Origin of the sequence: Methanobrevibacter sp. AbM4 (genome assembly GCF_000404165.1) — an archaeon.
Classification (GTDB): Archaea; Methanobacteriota; Methanobacteria; order Methanobacteriales; family Methanobacteriaceae; genus Methanarmilla; species Methanarmilla boviskoreani.
The window spans coordinates 898,387-915,757 of sequence record NC_021355.1 but is presented as its reverse complement, the minus strand read 5'-3'; the positions used below and the strand labels follow the sequence as shown (position 1 = coordinate 915,757).

Sequence of the window (17,371 nt, the reverse complement as noted above, 5' to 3'; positions counted from 1 at the left end):
AAGGATTATTATTTAATTATAGAAAAGAACAATTTATAATTTAAATGACTTTCCTAGAATATCACTATTTAAAGATGACAATAAGCCTTAAAAAAGCAAAAACTAAAAAAAATAAAGAAATTGTAAAATAGAATTAAAGAATACAAAACCAAGAAAAATAGGAATTGGTAAAGTAAATTAACTAATCAGTGTTAACATCCTCATATTCATAGGTAGGTTTTAAAAGGAATGTGATGTTTAAAGATGAGAATCCGTCCTCATAGACTGAATAAATCTCAAAACTAAATTGATCTAACCATTTAATGAGATTAGTTAATTGGTCTGAATTGATACCAATATTCAAATATATTTCAAAACCCTCTTCAAAGAATTTGGATTCCTTTCTTAGGAAGATACCTTGACCATATAAATTAAATTCCAAATCAAGTATAGCCTGTTTAATCTCATCAGAATCTACAGACAAAGCACCAGTATTTAATTTTTTAACAATATCCACTAATTCACTAGCAAATTCATCATCATAATCAAAATTTTGACTCTCATAATAATTCATCTTATCAAAATCTTTCATCAACTGTATTTTCTCTTCATCACTATACATACTATCACTTATTTAACTTAAGTTTGTTAAAAAATATTATAGAAATTAAAAAACCTTCAAAAATTTGAATTAAAATAAATTTAAATTAAAATAAACTATCTTATATTTAATTAAATTAATTAGAATATTGTAAATAAATTCTTAGATTAATTTAATAGATAAACTATTTATTACCATTAAATGTTCTTTGGATTTTATCCTTAATAATGTTTAACAATACACCTACACCATGTGTTACAGGGTCCTTTGTTGAACCGTCCACATCATAACGAACGGTAATTGGAACCTCCATTATTCTATAACCATTTTCTGCAGCATCAACCAACATCTCACTTTCAATCCCGAACCCAGTATCTTTAAATCTGAAACAAGAACAACATTTGGAGGAAAAAGCTCTAAAACCACTTTGTGAATCAGTAACATCAATACCTGCAGAAATATTAGTAGCCTTATCAAGAACCTGCTGACCAACCCTACGATAAGCCGGGGTATTTTCCTCAGGACCATTGATATAACGACTTCCATTTACAAGATCGGCTTCACCATCAAGTATTGGTTTTAACAATAAAGGAATTTCATCTGGATTATGTTGACCGTCACCGTCTATTGTAAGTATAATGTCATAATCATCGCCAATAGCCTGAAAACCAGATTTTAATCCTTCCCCTTTTCCAAGATTATTTGGATGCGTAATTACCTTTGCACCTGCAAGACGGGCTATTTGATTTGTAGCATCTGTACTTCCGTCATCAACAATCAATACGTCATCAACATATTGCAAGGTTCTTAGAATTACAGAACCTAACGCCACCTCCTCATTAAATGCAGGTATTAAAGCTATTATCCTAACCATTAAAACACCATCACAGAACTAATATAATATCTCTAAAAAATAAAAGACATAATTTCAACTATTATGCCACCACAAAACCTGAACAAAACATCATATAATAAAAATATAATTTTTATTGTTGAAAGACCAGATTATGAAAAATATAATTAAAAAAAGAAAAAGAAAGACTATTCTATTCTATAATAATCTTTCATCCATTCAACAGTCTTTTTAATTCCCTCTTCCGGTGACACTTTAGGGTCATGTTTTAAATCGCGAATAGCCTTGGAACAATCGACTGTTTTAACCTTGGTTGTAAATGGCTCAGGAGGTGTGTAAGTTACAAGGGAATCATCCTTACCACATGCATCAAGAACAATGTCAGAATATTCTTTAATATCCTTTTCCCATTCTGGTTTACTACCTACATTATAAGCCTCACCAGGTATAAAGTTATCCACAATGTTTGCAAAGGTGTTTACAGTATCCCCAACATAATCAATAATCCTTTTATGGCCCATATGTACAGAATACGGTTGGTCATGCAATGCTTTATAGATAAATATTGGAATGAAACCTTTATATGGAGAGTATGCCTCATGAGGACCATAACAGTTTAAAGGTCTTACCCTTACAGTTTCTGTACCAAACATTGATGCTGAATTCATGACCATAAGTTCTCCAGCCCATTTACTTATAGCATAATCATTCATCTGATATGTTTCATTGATTGGATGTGTTTCCATTAAATCCTCGGTGATTACACCCTTATAATCACCATAAACCTCACAGCTTGAAAATGAAATCATTCTAAACTTAAGTTTTTCTTGAAGTCTAATCATGTTTTTAAGACCAATCACATTAGTTTCCCAGAGGTTTTCATAGTAAGCCTCACCATTCCAACGTCCATACTCAGCAGCTAAATGGTAAACATAATCAAATTTATCATTTTCCTCAAAAATTCTCTCAATTTGGCGATAGTTTCTAACATCACCTCTAACATAATCAGAATATTCATCAGAGTATAAGTCTGCCTCATCCTCATGATGTAATAAATCTACTGATAAAACCTCATGACCACGTGATCTTAACTCTTCTACAAGGTTTGTTCCAATAAAACCTGCTCCACCAGTTACTAATATTCTTTGAGTTTCCATAAAAAAGCACATCCTTAAAAATATCTATTGGGAGTCTACAATTGATTTCATATAATTGTATATTTGATCGTGAGCATCCTCATCATCTAATGCAAATTCGATTGAGGTCATTAACCATTCAAGACGGTTTCCAATATCATAAGTTTTACCGTCAAATATTGAACCATATATAACATTCAATTTAGCTAATGCGTCGGTCAATTGGATTTCTCCACCTTTACCCGGTTTAGTATTCTCAATATGATCAAAGATATCAGGAGTTAAAACATATCTTCCCATAATAGCCAAGTTTGTTGGAGCTTCTGCTAAAGGTGGTTTTTCTATAAGTTTATCAATTTTATATACAGAATCTTCAACAGGTCTTCCATCAATAATACCATATCTTTCCACTTTCTCATCAGGAACCTCTTCGACAGCTATTGCAGATGAGTTATATTTCTGACTAACTTCAATTAGCTGTTTAGTACATGGAACAGCACCCTTTGTAATAGTATCACCAAGCATTACAGCAAAAGGTTCTCCGTCAATATGTTTCTTAGCACAATATATTGCATCTCCAAGACCTTTCTGTTCTTTTTGACGAACATAACAGATATCAGCCAAGTCAGTGATATCTTGGATTTGTTTTAAAGCTTTAAGTTTACCACTTTCCTTTAAAGTGTGTTCAAGTTCAAATGATTTATCAAAATGATCCTCGATAGACCTTTTATTCTTACCTGTAACAATTAAAATATCATCTATACCGGATGCTACTGCCTCTTCAATTACATATTGAATAGTAGGCTTATCAAAAACAGGTAACATCTCTTTTGGTTGTGCTTTAGTAGCAGGTAAAAATCTAGTTCCAAATCCTGCTGCCGGAATAACTGCTTTCATCATATACCACCTTTGATTTTTTTTATAATAAATTTTAAATTTTTAATCTATATTAGTTTAATCTATATTTTAATAATTTAAATAATTTAGTATTTAATATAAAAAAATCAAGTAAAAATTCTACAATCTATAAAATAGTAATAATCAAAAAAAGTCATATAGTGCGGGGAACGGGACTTGAACCCGCGAAGGGACTAACCCAATAGGCCCTCAACCTATCGCCTTTGACCACTCGACCATCCCCGCATAAAAAAAGATAGTCTAATAAACAGTAATAAACTATTAGTCAAAACTAATATATAAAGGTTTCGAAAATTAGAAGATTTTTATATAAATTTAAGAAATGAATGATAAACTAAAAGATTCAATCCAAAATAATATTTACATATAATCGTTTACCATTAATTAGATCTTCAATAAGATCCCTATTTAAATCACAGGCAGCTTTATCCGCCTCAACCATTAATGTCCTATTACATGTAAATGTGCTTTTCCTTATAACCATATCTGTTTCATGGGATAATTCCAAATTAGAATCCCCCCTCCCATGAATCTCATCATAGCCATTATCTGTTTTAAGCTGAACCGTAACCTTTGTACTGGAGGATTGAAGTTTATTTTTAAAATCCTCTGGAAAATCCAACATGGACTTATTCATGTCAAGACCAATTATACAATCCCCTGCCTTGGTTAAACTTTTGTCCTTAGTTATCTCAAAGGTAGATTTATGAATTGAGCTAACATTTGGATGACCCCTAGCCATTATTTCAAAATTCATCTTATAAAAAACACCTGAAAAAAATTGATTATGAATACTTTTATAAATATTCCTATTTAAAATTATATCTAGTTAAAATGAAAGGTACATATTGTTTAATTATAGAACTTAAAAAAAGTATAAAAACAAAGATTGGTGCTCTGGGCAAAATAGAGTTTATGCCAGGATATTATGTTTATGTAGGTTCTGCAATGAATTCAATTGAATCAAGAGTTAAAAGACACCTTGCAGATGACAAGAAACTACATTGGCATATAGATTACTTACTTAAAAATAAAGATGCAGATATTGTTGAGGTCATATACACGTTAAGTTCTAGGAAAATAGAATGTGAACTATCAGATTATATCAAGAATATAAGTGATGATTCTGTTGATAGTTTCGGCTCCAGTGATTGTTCATGTGACTCACATTTACATTACTTCCAAAACTACGATAAAGCACTTAAAGTAGTTATTGACTCTTATGAGGATTTAAATATGAAACACTACAATTTAAATGATTTTAAAAAGTTAATTAAATAGATTCTAATTCTAATTAAGTAATAAATGGTTAATCAACTAATTTTTACTGTAAAATTTAAAAAACTCTTCAAACTCCTCATCATCTATTGGTTCCGGTATTGTATAATCACTATTTTCAATTAATGATTTACCCAACTTTTTATAAATTGATGTTTCATCAGAATCAGGATATTTTTCAACTACCGTTTTTGCATCAAGTTCAGCATCCTGAATAAGACCGCTTCTTTCAACAACACCTACTACCTTGGTACCTATTTTTTCTGCAAATGCATTAACAATCTCCTCTTCATTGTTAACATTACGCTTATTTAAAATTATTCCACCTAATTGTCCTTTAAGTTTTTTAATTCCCCTACTAATATTATTTGCAGCATAAAGGGACATATATTCTCCAGAGGACACTATGTAAACCTCATCTGCATAGTCCTTTCTAAGGGGTACTGAGAAACCTCCACAGACAACATCACCCAGAACATCATAGAATCTTACATCGATATCCTCATTAAAAGCATTAAGTTTCTGAAGTTGTTTCATAGCTACAATAACACCACGTCCTGCACAGCCTACACCAGGTTCAGGACCTCCACTTTCAGTGCATAAAATGCCATTATAACCTTTAAAGACTATGTCTCCCAATTCAGGATTTCTATTTTCTTTAATAGTATGTATAATAGTAGGAATCCTCATACCATATAATGTTCTAGTAGTATCGGCCTTAGGATCACAGCCTATTACCATAACTTTTAAACCCTCATTACTTAAGGCTGCTGATAAATTAGCTACTGTAGTAGATTTACCAATACCTCCTTTACCATAAATAGCTATTCTTTTTTCACACATAGAAAATCCTCAATTCTTTTTATAAATATATTTTTTTTAAAATAAACATAAGATAAGAATAAATTAATTAATCCAGATAAAACCATATTTTTTTAAAATAAATATTAGGATAATAGATTAATTAACCTAATAAACCATATTTTTTATCAAATGTGGAAATAATTTAATTTTCAAAATCTTCCCTTTTAACTAATTTATATACAAAGTCATTTTTACGTAACTTCTCAGGGAAATAAACCCCAACATCCTGACCTTTACAAGCCTTTTCAATCCTTCTATTTTCAATCTCCATTGAATTTACAGTATAACGAACTGATCCCGTTGTAGGTCCCTGAACCATTAATTCATCCCCTAAAGATAAATCATCCCAGATTTTAATTTCCGCCACTTTAGGCTTATTATAATAATTTAAAACCTTACCAATGTCTTTCTTAACATACTCGGATTTATTATTTTCGCTTATTTCATATGGGGTGTTAAAATAGAAACCAGTGTCAAAGCCTCTGTTGAAGACCTCCTGAAGCTGTTCCATCCATTTAGGATTGTATTTGTAATTCTCTTTATCCTTATTATATAGGTCAATAGCTTGTCTATAAACATTAGTAGCTGTTGCGGCATAATCTGCAGAACGTGCTCTACCCTCGATTTTAAATGCATCTACTCCGGATTCCATTAATTCCGGAATATGTTCAATCATTGCCATATCCTTAGGTGAGAAGAAGGTTGTTCTATAGGTATTGTCATATGCCTCACCTATTAGAAATGATTCCTCATCCATTTTTAAATCACTGCTATTTATAACCTTATCATTATTATCAAAGTCAAAACTTAGTTTCCAATTTTTTCTGCAGGGCTGAAGACAGTCACCACAGTTTGCACTTCTTCCATAAAGACCATAACTTAAAAAACATCTTCCGGAAACCGCCATGCACATAGCGCCATGAATGAAAACCTCGGTTTCAATAGGTGATTTTTTGGTGATATTTCTAATATCCCTTAGAGATAATTCCCTTGATAAAATAGCTCTTTTAGCACCTAACTTTTTTAAAGTCTTTAAGGTATTAAGATTCGTAATGTTCTCCTGAACACTGATATGGGCCTCCATACCATAGTCACATGTAGATTCTATTAGACCAATGTCAGATATTATAAGACCATCAACACCACTATCTGCAAGGACCGGCAATTGTTTATTTAAACGTTCAACATCTTTATCTCTCATTATAGTGTTGGTGCAAACATATAGTTTAGCATTGTATTCCTTTGCCATTTGTGACGCTTTTTTAATCTGGTCCAGTTTAAAATTAGATGCATTGATCCTCATATTAACTCCATCAAGACCAATGTAAACAGCATCCGCACCATTTTTTAATACCGCACTAAGTGATGTAAAATCCCCTGCAGGGGATAATAACTCTACCATAATATCATCATTAAAGTTTTATGAAAAATAATAAAAAAAATAGTTAATTTAATAGAATGTATAATATGATTCTACTTCTAAATCATCAGGTAAGTAGGTTGGATAATCCTCGGTAATACAACCTAAACATAATTCATCTTTACCAAAACCAATGGCATCAATCAAGGATGGAATACTGATATAACCTAATGCATCAGCATCTAATTGTAATCTAATCTCTTCAATACTGTAATTAGCTGCTATTAACTCTTCTTTAGATGCCATAGCCACACCATAGAAACAAGGAGCGACCACTGGAGGACAACCTACAAGAAGATAAATCTTATTGGCTCCAGCCTCTTTTAAAATATGAATTAATGAGGCTGAGGTAGTACCTCTTACAATACTGTCATCAATTAAAACAATGTCCTTACCTTCAAGACCTAATTTTAATGGATTTAATTTTAATTTAACCGCAAGTTCCCTTTCCTCCTGGGAAGGCATAATAAATGTTCTTCCAACATACCTGTTCTTTATTAATCCCTCACCATAAGGAATACCTGAGGCACGGGAATAACCTAAAGCAAATGGTATTGCAGAATCTGGAACGGGAACAATTAAATCTGCATCAAATGGAAATTCCTCATATAATTTTTTACCAATATCCAACCTAACATCAAAAACAGATCTGCCGTCTATAACACTATCAGGTCTTGCAAAGTATACATATTCGAACATGCATCTTGCATTTTGAGTTTCAGAGGTAATCTCCAAGATATGACTGGAAACCTCACCGTCAACAACGGAAATAACCTCTCCAGGTTCTAAATCCCTTATAAAATCAGCACTTAATACATCAAATGCAACGGTTTCAGACGCTGCAATAAACATATCATCTTTTTTAGCAATAGCCAAAGGTTTCATACCCTTAGGGTCACGAACGATGTAAAGTTCATCGTTAATCATTATGACAAGTGAATATGAACCTATAACCATTTTAGAAATCTCTTCTAAGGCATCAATAATATTACCTAATTTACGATATTGTTCTTTAATTAGATAACACAATACTTCACTGTCAGTATCAGAGTTAAATTCATAACCTAAATCAACAAGATGGTCTCTTAAGATTTTAGAATTAACAATATCACCATTATGAGCCATAGCAATGTAACCATCTTCAAAATCAGTTACAAAAGGTTGTGAATTTTCAAGTTTAGATTGACCAGTAGTTGAATATCTTACATGACCAATACCAACATATCCACTTAATTTTTGAAGTTCATATGTTTTAAAAACATCTGCAACAAGACCCATACCACAATAATAATTTAAGCCCTTAATATTATTATGAGTTGCAATACCTGCAGATTCTTGACCCCTATGCTGTAAAGAATATAAAGCATAATAAATTGGAGCAGATACATCTTTACTTTGATCTTTAGAGTAAATCCCTACAACACCACACTTATCTCTCATTGTATTCCTCATTATATAACATTAGTATATCATTATAAATATTAAAAATATTTTTATTATTTTAACAATATATAAGTTATGATTTTTATAAAAAAAATCGTTTTAAAAAGATTAAATAAAATAAAATAAAATTGATTTACCTAATAATAATCGAAAAGGATTATTTAAAAAACAAGTAGAATGATTTTAATTTAAACAGTTAATGTAAAAAAAATATAATGTTTAAAAAGAAATTTATAAACTAAAACATGAAATTGGAAAATGTTTCTCCAACATCAGGATTATCATCATCTGAATCCTTTCTTTTAGAGTTATAAATTTCAGATTCAAGTTCATCCCTATTGTATTCCACAAAGATAAGTGCTGTTCTAACTACTTTTAACCAGTCAATTGCCTCATCAATTGAATTAGCTCCTATTAAACCCTGACCGATTATAATATCCTCCGGTTTGAATTTATTTGTGGCTATTATAATCTTATCCTCATCCTCCAAATCTTCATTGAATGTGTCATGCCATAGCTGATATATTGAAAATATTTCCAGAATCTTTTTAGTATGAATATTTGAATATCTTGTTTTAAAATCTGCAAATTCAGATTTTAAAGTGTCATTTGTTTTCTGAAGATCTGTAATTTCTAAATTTAAATCATGGTTTTTGGAATCTAATATGGATATTCTATCCTTAAGCTCATGGTTTAGTTGATCTGTCTTTTCCTTCTCATTTTCTAAAACAGAATATCTATTTTCAAGGGTATTAATCTCAGATTTTAGATGGTTAAAATTAGTAATGTTAAATATGGAACTTAAACCCACATTAATAATTAAATTACGGATACTTACCTCCAACTCTTCAATAATCAGCTCTTTATCATCATTTACAGGAATCTGCAAAAATTCTATATAGTTGTTTTCTGTTTTTATGTGGTCATATAAATTATTATACAATAATTTACCTTCCTCTCCACCTTCATTTGCAATAAATATTATATCTGAACCTAGGGTAGTGCTTTTTGCAATATCTAAATTAAAGGTTTGTATAATTGCAGATATTGAGATATTGTATTGATTTAAATCAATATTTTCACAAGCCTTATTCAGCAAATCGGCATTATAAGTATTGTCTACAATGATTCTTAAATCAATATCCTTAGCTGTTGATTTTGTATCTACATTATTGTTTTCCAATAAATCGCCAATAATCTGATCCGTTGAGGATTGATCATTAGACTCACTTGATAAATCATCAATAAAATCCCGATTCTCATTTGAACCATTAGATAAATCATCAATAAACTGATTTGATGAGTTTAAATCATCAGACTCATTAAAAAAATCATCAATAAAATCCCGATTCTCATCATTTATCCTACTGTTTTTAAAATCATCACTTCCAATAGGAGGTTTATCAGTATTGGAATCCCCGTCACTTATCAAGTCATCTGTAAAATCATTAATATTGAACTTGTCATTATTTTCAATTTCATGATTATTTAAATTAGATTTATAAATTTCATTTTCAGTATTTTGTTTATTCTTTTTGTTTTTTAGATTATTATGTTTATCAATATTATAATAACTAGAATCATGTAGATGTTCATCTTCATAATCATTATTTTTATCATATTCTTCCATACAAATACCTTCCATATAATCTATAAATCATTGAAAAATATTAGTTCTCATTAAGTTTTTGATGCCACATCCAAGCTGTTTCAATAATGGATTCAAGGGTATCATATTCTGGAGTCCAACCTAGAACCTCATGAATCTTATTTGAATCGGCAACAAGTGTTCCCGGATCTCCTGGACGACGACCTTCAATATTAACTGGGAAATCTTTACCTGTGACTTTCTTAACAACGGAAATTACCTCTTTAACAGAAAAACCTCTGCCATTGCCTATATTAAATACATTATTCTCTCCACCATTTTCAAGGTATCTGAGGCCTTCAATATGTGCATTTGCAATATCGTTTACATGTATATAATCACGTACACAGCTACCATCCTCAGTGTCATAATCATCACCAAAGACGGAGATGCTATCACGTCTACCTAATGCCGCATCAAGAATAAGAGGTATTAAATGAGTTTCTGGTTCATGTAACTCTCCAATTTCACAGTCGGGATCATCTCCTGAGGCATTAAAATATCTGAATATTACATAATTAATATCATCCTGGGATTTTAAATATTCCTCAACAAGCAATTTAGATTTTCCATATGGGTTAATAGGTTTTAATTGATGAGTTTCCTTGATTGGTATTTCTACAGGTGAACCATAGACAGCAGCGGTAGATGAGAATATAAGATTCTTAACACCATTATTCTTCATAGCCTTAATTAAAGTTAAGGTTTTCTCATAATTATTTTCAAGATATGCCTTAGGACATTCCACAGATTCTGCAACTGAGATATATGCACCAAAATGCATAACAGCCTCTATGTCATATTCCTTGAAGATTTTATTTAAGAGTTCCTCGTCACCATAATCTCCCTCAACAAAAACTCCCCATTTAACAAAATCTTCAAATCCTTTTATTAAATTATCTAAAACTACAGTTTCATATCCTGCTTTATTTAAAGCTTTATTTACATGAGAGCCAATATATCCAGCTCCACCAGTTATTAAAATCATTATATCACATTAAATTATTAAACTATAAAAGTTGAATTTCTATTATTAAACTAGTTTATAATTTAATATTTATTAAATTAATTGTTTAAAGTTTGAAAACTTAAAATAAATTAATTTAAAAAGAAAACTAGATTTTAATATAAATCAAAATTTATGAACTTTAAAAAAAAGGAAATATTTTCTTATTTGATAATTTAAGTAAAAAGAATTGATATTAATTAAAATAGCTAAAAAAAGAAAAAATAGCTAAAAATAGAATATAAACATTAAAAAATGTACAATAACAGAATAAAATAAAAAAATAATTAAACAATAATAAAAAAATAAAAAAGGTAAAAAACCTATAAGAAGTATTTACCTAATTTTAAAGCAGCTGAAGGTGATACCTTGATTAAAGCTTTTACAAGTTGGGTTGTAGAAACTTTTGAGAAATCAACATCCACAAATTCATGTGCTATCTTATCAAGATCCTCATCTTTTAAACCAAGCATATAATCTTGAACAACAGCATATTTCTTGATTTCATCTCCAATATCATCCCTAACTAATTTATCATATTTTTTAAGGAATTTAGCAGAACAATCCCCTTCTTTAATAGCTTCAGCAGCTACTTGACCAGCATACATACCACCGGTCATACCACTAATAATTCCTCCACCAGTTAAAGGATTTACTTGACCAGCTGCATCTCCACAAACCATTATATTATCAGCATAGATTTTTTTAGGCATTCCACCAACAGGATCTCCACCTACATTTAATTCAACAGCTTGAGCGTCTTTTGTAATTGGGCTGGTTGCTATCCAATCATCCAAATATTCCTTTGCAGTTTTACCTGGATTAACTTTATCTGCATGAGGTGCAAGTATTGCAAGACCTACATTTGCTATATCATCACCTTTAGGGAAAACCCAGACATATCCTCCAGGGGCACAGGATCCGAAATAAAATTCAATTACTCCAGGTCTTTCAAAGTGAAGATTACACATTTCATATTGAACTCCAGATTCCATGTTTACTGCTTTTTGAGCAGTTTTTAATCCTGCCCATCTTCCTATATGAGATTCTGGTCCATCTGCTGCAATGATAATTTTAGCTTTAATATCAATATCCTTACCATATTGTTCACAACTTACAATATAACCATCATCGGTTTTAGTAACTCCTTTTGCTAATGTTTTGATTTTAATTTCTGCTCCAGCCCTTGCAGCATCCATAGCTATAAATTTATCAAAGACCTTTCTTTCTAATATATAACCTGCTTCAGGAAGTTCAATCTCTTCAGAAGTCATCCATACACTAGTATCATCCGGTGATACGAGTCTTACACCATCTAATTCTTTAGCAACAAATCTAGGATTAGGTTCAACACCTAACTTTTTAAGACCTTTTTTTGAAACCCCTTCAGCACATCTTTTTGGTGCTCCAATTTCAGATTTTTTATCCATTAAAATTACTTTAGCCCCACCTAATGCTGCATGTTTAGCTGCTGTAGAACCAGCAGGACCTGCTCCAACTACTAATACATCAGTTTCAATCATTTTATCACCTATTCTTGTTCTAAAGCATTAATTGGACATGCATCAACACATGTACTACATTCCTTACATTCATCAGTTTTAAATTCCAAATTTGTCTCTCTGACTGTGATTAAATTTCTAGGACATACACCTGCACATTCACCACAGTAAACACACCAATCTTTAACAATCATAATGATTCTCCTTAATAAAATTATAGTAATTAAAAATTAATTAAGAATAAGTATAATATTAAAATTAAATTATCATTTTTATATTATTTAAATGTTTAGTAAATATGGATTTAAAGAATGATAATTTGAAAAAAATAAAAATAAACCAATATAAACAAAATTAAAAAAATATCCAAAATATAAAGGTTATAAAATAAATTCAATCAAATTGAAATAATATAAGAAAGTAAAATAGACAAAAAAATTGGATTCAAATCTAAAAAACATGGCTAAATTAAAACTAATTAAATAAAATAAAAAAAAGTGAAAAACTAATTAAAAAAATCTTAAACTATAAATCCAAATAAATAAAATAAAAAAAGGTGAAAAACTAATTAAAAAAAAGTTTTTAAACTAAATCATATTTGGAACCCTAAGTGAGGCTGGTAATGGTTTGATTTTAGCAGGTGTACCTATAGCTAAATAATATGGAGGAACACTTCTGGTTACAACCGCTCCTGCAGCAACTATAGCTCCTTCCCCTATCTCTAGATTAGATAAGAATGTTGAGTTTCCTCCTATAGAAGCCCCTCTTCTTATTTGAGGTCCTTTCAATTCATAATCCACTCTAACTGGATATCTATCATTAGTAAAACAAGTACATGGACCAATAAACACATTATCTTCTATTATACTATTTGATGGAATATATACATTAGACTGTATACTTATATTATTTCCCAAAACACAGTTTCCTTCAATAACTGTATTTGTTCCAACAAGAACATCATCACCAATTGTAGTATTTTCTCTGATTAAAACATTGTGACCTGTTCTAAAATCATCACCAATAACTACATCATTATAGATAACAGAATTTGATCTTATAAAAGGATTTCTACCTATTACAGGTGATTTTGAAAATCTTTTATAGTTGACTCCTATCTTAATGTTATCCTCAATGAATCTAGGATTATAACGATCTGTAGGTTCTTCCTCATTATCTCCTAATATCCCTAAGAATTTTGCCATTTTTATCGACCAATATTTATTAAAATTATTACATTCATCAGTATCCTATATATTTTAAAAAAATAATATATTTCTATTAAATAATATTATATAATTCACCTATATATAAAGTTTAGTTTTTTTAAAAAACTTATAACTTATAATTTTTATAATAACTAATTAAATAGTTTTTAAAATAGAATAAAAAGACAGAATAAGATTATTTACCAATAAATATAAAAATCAATTACTTGTTTATCTTATAAAAGAATTAAATTAAGTTTTTAAAAATAATTTATATTTAAACAGAACAATAGGAAAAGTTATAAAACAAGATTTATTAATTAATTGAATCAAAACTAAATATAGTAAATTTAATAAAAACACTTATAAAAAATTAGATAAAATGGTGTAAAATGAAAATAACAGAGGACATTATTCTTGAAAATATTAACAGAATATTTAAAGAAATCGACCATAAAGAGGCAGATATAAATATTAAGGAGATCCATTATGATGAGGGCCTTAATGAATTATGGATTATTGGAATGGATAGGCCTGATAAATCTGCAATAATCGGCAAGGGGGGATGGATTGTAGGAAGACTAAAAGAAGATTTAGATATTAACAGTATCCATGTAGAAAGTTATACAGATTTTATGCAAAAAGAATATAGATTAAAACTATCACTCGATAAAGTTAGGAGATTTCAAAATACCCTAAACAAGGAAGATGATTTATATATTCCAATTGAAAATCTTAAAAAAACGATTCAGTATAAACTAGAAAACTTAAGTTATTTTAACCTTGAAAAATATCTCAATGAAAATTTTAGGGATAATCTAGATAATGTTGACAATACTACCCATAAAGCCGTTGTTGCATTATCAGGTGGTGTGGATAGTAGTTTCTCACTAGTTTTAGCACAATATTTAGGATTCAACCCTATTGCAATTAGTGTTAATCCAGGCACTATTGTACTTCCAAAACAATTTAGAAACAACATTGACAATATCTGCAATCAAACAGGTATCCAACATAGATATATTGATATTGATTACTCCGAATTGATTAAGGAATGTCTCTCCGGAAGAATCCACCCCTGTGGAAGATGTTCCAAACAAATCGAGTCTACAATATTCGATTATGCCATAGAAAACAATATTCCAATAGTAATATTTGGTGACATGTTATCTACCGGTAGCCAATGTATCACAGATAACCTATATAATAATCATAATATTAAACGATTAAACTTACCTGCATCATTATCCTGTGGTAAAATAGAGGGCAAGAAATTAATGAAGGACTATAACTTTAAAGAAATTAAAGGATTTGGCTGTCCACTTCTATATGAGGTTCACAGAAAATACCCCCACATGAGAAAGTATTCCATTCAAAGAATACTTAGGGAAACACGCTCAGGTGCCCTTGAAGTCGGAGAGGCATTAAACCTTATATGGAGTTTTTATAAGATCAAATAAAATAAATACCCAATCCATTTTTTTAATTTTAATCACATATTATTAAATATTAAATCCAATAAAAGTTATACTAAGTGTGCCTTATTAGTTTTAATGGTAAAACCTTCGTCTCGTAAACGAATAATAGGGGTTCGATTCCCCTATAAGGCTTAATAAAAAACAGTTTCGATTTTTATGAAAAAGAAAATATGCCCCAGATGTGGTTCACGTAAAGTAAAATGGATTATTCCGCAGGTCTGGTCAAGATGGATTTGCTATAACTGTGACTATACGGGACCGGTCATTGAGGCGGATGACGATTTAGAAAGGGAAATAGTAAATAATTGGAGAGAAAATAAAGAGGAAATCATGAAAGAGGCGGAACTCAATCGTCTTAAAATGTTAAATCACGAGAAAGATGAGGAAGACAATGAAGAGGATGATTTAACTGATGAAGAAATCGATAAAAAATTAGAAGATCTTGGAATATAAACCATAGAACGATATTTTAGATGCTATTTTAAAAATCAAAGTTACCCTGACATTACAGGAATGTAAATTTCAATAAAACAATTAAATTAAAAAAATAAAAAAATCTATTAGATTAATTAGATCTTTCTTCTTTTATAAACTTTTTAATGTTGTCCATTGCAAGGGTAACCATTTCAGGAGCAGGACCACCTGGAACTTGTCTCATTTTAACATTTTCAAGGGGATTTAATGCATTCTTTACAAGATTCTCAGGAAGATTTAATTTATCAAAACCAAGCTCCTCTGCAATATCATCAACAAATCCACTTGTAACATCTGTTGCCTCCATTTTTTGAGCAGTTGCCTCGTTTACCACCCTTCCAACTATTTTATGAGCTGTTCTAAATGGTATTTTTCGCTCCCTTACCATGATATCAGCCAAATCAGTAGCAGTTGCAAAGTTCTTACCTGCAAGTTCCAAACATCTATCCTCATTGAATTTAACGGATAAAAGCATTTTAGATACAATACTTAAAACAGCTTTAGATTGTTCAAAACTATACCATAAATGAGGTGTGATTTCCTGGAGATCCCTATTATAGGTATATGGTAATGCCTTAAGCATTGTTAAAACCGTTACAAGTTCTCCGTTAACACGTGTGGCCTTACTTCTTGCAACCTCTGCAACATCGGGATTCTTCTTCTGAGGCATGATTGATGATGTGGAACAGTATGCATCATCCATTTGAATTACTCCAAATTCATAGGTACTCCAAAGTATTAATTCCTCACATATCTTTGAAAGATTAGTGCATAATGATGATAAGTCAAATATTGCCTCTATTGCAAAGTCCCTTGATGCAACACCGTCCATGGAATTTTCAAGATATCCATCAAAACCTAACAACTTTGTTGTAAGTTCCCTATTTATCGGAAAACTAGTGGTAGTCATTGCCGCGGAACCTAAAGGATTAAGATTTACACGTTTATAAGTATCTGATAACCTTTCATAATCCCTCTTCAAAGCCTGTACATGAGCCATTAAATGATGAGCAATAGTTATAGGCTGTGCATGCTGAAGATGAGTGAAACCGATAAATACAGATTCCTTATAGTTTGAAGCCATATCAACTAACTCATCCATGAAATCAAGAATATCATTTTGAATATCCTTTATTTTTTCACGGGTTACAAGTCTTATATCAGTTGCAACCTGATCATTTCTTGATTTTGCCGTATGCATAAATCCTGCATTTGGACCAACAATATCTGTTACATAATTTTCAATTGCCATATGTATATCTTCAACAGACGGATCGAAGTTTAATACAGAATAACCTTCCTCTTTAAGTTTTAAAAGAGCATGAAGAATATTATCTGCAATATCCTCATCAATAATCTTCTCTTCTTTTAACATTAAAGTATGTGCATAATTACATTTAATATCTGCATAAAAAATTTCCTTATCAGCTTCAAGTGATGAAGTAAATTCAGCTGCCTCATCAGTCATCTCTTTATCTAATCTTCCACTACGTAAAATCAAAAGCCTCACCTAATAATTTTAATGATAAAAAATAATCTTAATTATAATAATATAATATTTGT

Annotated in this window: 17 protein-coding genes and 1 tRNA gene; 3 read left to right on the top strand and 15 right to left on the bottom strand. The window is 30.4% G+C overall.

Annotated features, from left to right (window positions below):
* Positions 1–181: 181 nt before the first annotated feature.
* From ABM4_RS03685 to ABM4_RS03660, 6 genes are all read right to left on the bottom strand, one after another.
* Complete coding sequence (locus ABM4_RS03685) at positions 182–601, bottom strand: hypothetical protein (RefSeq protein WP_016358334.1); 420 nt, start codon at positions 599–601, stop codon at positions 182–184.
* Between the two features lie 163 nt (positions 602–764).
* Positions 765–1,454, bottom strand: coding sequence for a glycosyltransferase family 2 protein (locus ABM4_RS03680; protein ID WP_016358333.1), 690 nt, complete (start codon positions 1,452–1,454; stop codon positions 765–767).
* A gap of 167 nt (positions 1,455–1,621) precedes the next feature.
* A complete protein-coding gene (locus ABM4_RS03675; RefSeq protein WP_016358332.1) occupies positions 1,622–2,590 on the bottom strand; it encodes an NAD(P)-dependent oxidoreductase in 969 nt (322 codons plus the stop codon).
* Positions 2,591–2,614: 24 nt separating this feature from the next.
* Entirely contained in the window at positions 2,615–3,466 is an 852-nt protein-coding gene (galU, locus tag ABM4_RS03670; RefSeq protein WP_016358331.1) for a UTP--glucose-1-phosphate uridylyltransferase GalU, read from the bottom strand.
* A 162-nt stretch (positions 3,467–3,628) separates the two neighbouring features.
* A tRNA-Leu gene (locus ABM4_RS03665) sits at positions 3,629–3,712 on the bottom strand.
* Between the two features lie 118 nt (positions 3,713–3,830).
* The gene (locus tag ABM4_RS03660) at positions 3,831–4,244 is read right to left on the bottom strand and encodes a DUF371 domain-containing protein (protein WP_016358330.1); all 414 of its coding nucleotides are present in this window, start codon (positions 4,242–4,244) and stop codon (positions 3,831–3,833) included.
* A 77-nt stretch (positions 4,245–4,321) separates the two neighbouring features.
* Between ABM4_RS03660 and ABM4_RS03655 the strand changes: the two genes are divergently transcribed.
* Entirely contained in the window at positions 4,322–4,768 is a 447-nt protein-coding gene (locus ABM4_RS03655; protein WP_016358329.1) for a DUF123 domain-containing protein, read from the top strand.
* A 36-nt stretch (positions 4,769–4,804) separates the two neighbouring features.
* Here the strand turns inward: ABM4_RS03655 and cfbC are convergent, their stop codons facing one another.
* The 8 genes from cfbC to ABM4_RS03615 all read right to left on the bottom strand — a co-directional run bounded on the left by cfbC (position 4,805) and on the right by ABM4_RS03615 (position 13,853).
* Positions 4,805–5,608: a Ni-sirohydrochlorin a,c-diamide reductive cyclase ATP-dependent reductase subunit gene (gene cfbC / locus ABM4_RS03650; RefSeq protein ID WP_016358328.1), complete on the bottom strand. Its 804-nt coding sequence runs from the start codon at positions 5,606–5,608 to the stop codon at positions 4,805–4,807.
* Between the two features lie 163 nt (positions 5,609–5,771).
* A complete protein-coding gene (locus ABM4_RS03645) occupies positions 5,772–7,031 on the bottom strand; it encodes a peptidase U32 family protein (RefSeq protein WP_016358327.1) in 1,260 nt (419 codons plus the stop codon).
* A 48-nt stretch (positions 7,032–7,079) separates the two neighbouring features.
* On the bottom strand, positions 7,080–8,501 hold the full coding sequence (gene purF, locus ABM4_RS03640) for an amidophosphoribosyltransferase (protein WP_232216530.1): 1,422 nt from the start codon (positions 8,499–8,501) through the stop codon (positions 7,080–7,082).
* Positions 8,502–8,730: 229 nt separating this feature from the next.
* Entirely contained in the window at positions 8,731–10,122 is a 1,392-nt protein-coding gene (locus tag ABM4_RS03635) for a hypothetical protein (RefSeq protein ID WP_016358325.1), read from the bottom strand.
* 40 nt (positions 10,123–10,162) lie between these two features.
* Positions 10,163–11,128 carry a UDP-glucose 4-epimerase GalE gene (gene galE / locus ABM4_RS03630; protein WP_016358324.1) on the bottom strand — a complete coding sequence of 322 codons (966 nt, stop codon included), beginning with the start codon at positions 11,126–11,128 and terminating at the stop codon, positions 10,163–10,165.
* 341 nt (positions 11,129–11,469) lie between these two features.
* Entirely contained in the window at positions 11,470–12,669 is a 1,200-nt protein-coding gene (locus ABM4_RS03625) for an NAD(P)/FAD-dependent oxidoreductase (RefSeq protein WP_016358323.1), read from the bottom strand.
* Between the two features lie 8 nt (positions 12,670–12,677).
* Positions 12,678–12,842, bottom strand: coding sequence for a DUF362 domain-containing protein (locus ABM4_RS03620; RefSeq protein WP_016358322.1), 165 nt, complete (start codon positions 12,840–12,842; stop codon positions 12,678–12,680).
* A gap of 393 nt (positions 12,843–13,235) precedes the next feature.
* Positions 13,236–13,853: an acyltransferase gene (locus ABM4_RS03615; protein WP_016358321.1), complete on the bottom strand. Its 618-nt coding sequence runs from the start codon at positions 13,851–13,853 to the stop codon at positions 13,236–13,238.
* A gap of 395 nt (positions 13,854–14,248) precedes the next feature.
* Here ABM4_RS03615 and ABM4_RS03610 point away from each other — a divergent pair, with 395 nt between their 5' ends.
* Both ABM4_RS03610 and ABM4_RS03605 read left to right on the top strand, forming a co-directional pair.
* Positions 14,249–15,316, top strand: a complete 1,068-nt coding sequence (locus ABM4_RS03610; RefSeq protein ID WP_016358320.1) for an ATPase — start codon at positions 14,249–14,251, stop codon at positions 15,314–15,316.
* Positions 15,317–15,490: 174 nt separating this feature from the next.
* Complete coding sequence (locus ABM4_RS03605; protein WP_016358319.1) at positions 15,491–15,787, top strand: hypothetical protein; 297 nt, start codon at positions 15,491–15,493, stop codon at positions 15,785–15,787.
* A 112-nt stretch (positions 15,788–15,899) separates the two neighbouring features.
* Here ABM4_RS03605 and argH read toward each other — a convergent pair whose 3' ends face one another.
* Positions 15,900–17,309 (bottom strand): argininosuccinate lyase, encoded by a 1,410-nt coding sequence (argH, locus tag ABM4_RS03600; RefSeq protein WP_016358318.1) that lies wholly within the window; start codon positions 17,307–17,309, stop codon positions 15,900–15,902.
* Positions 17,310–17,371: the final 62 nt, after the last annotated feature.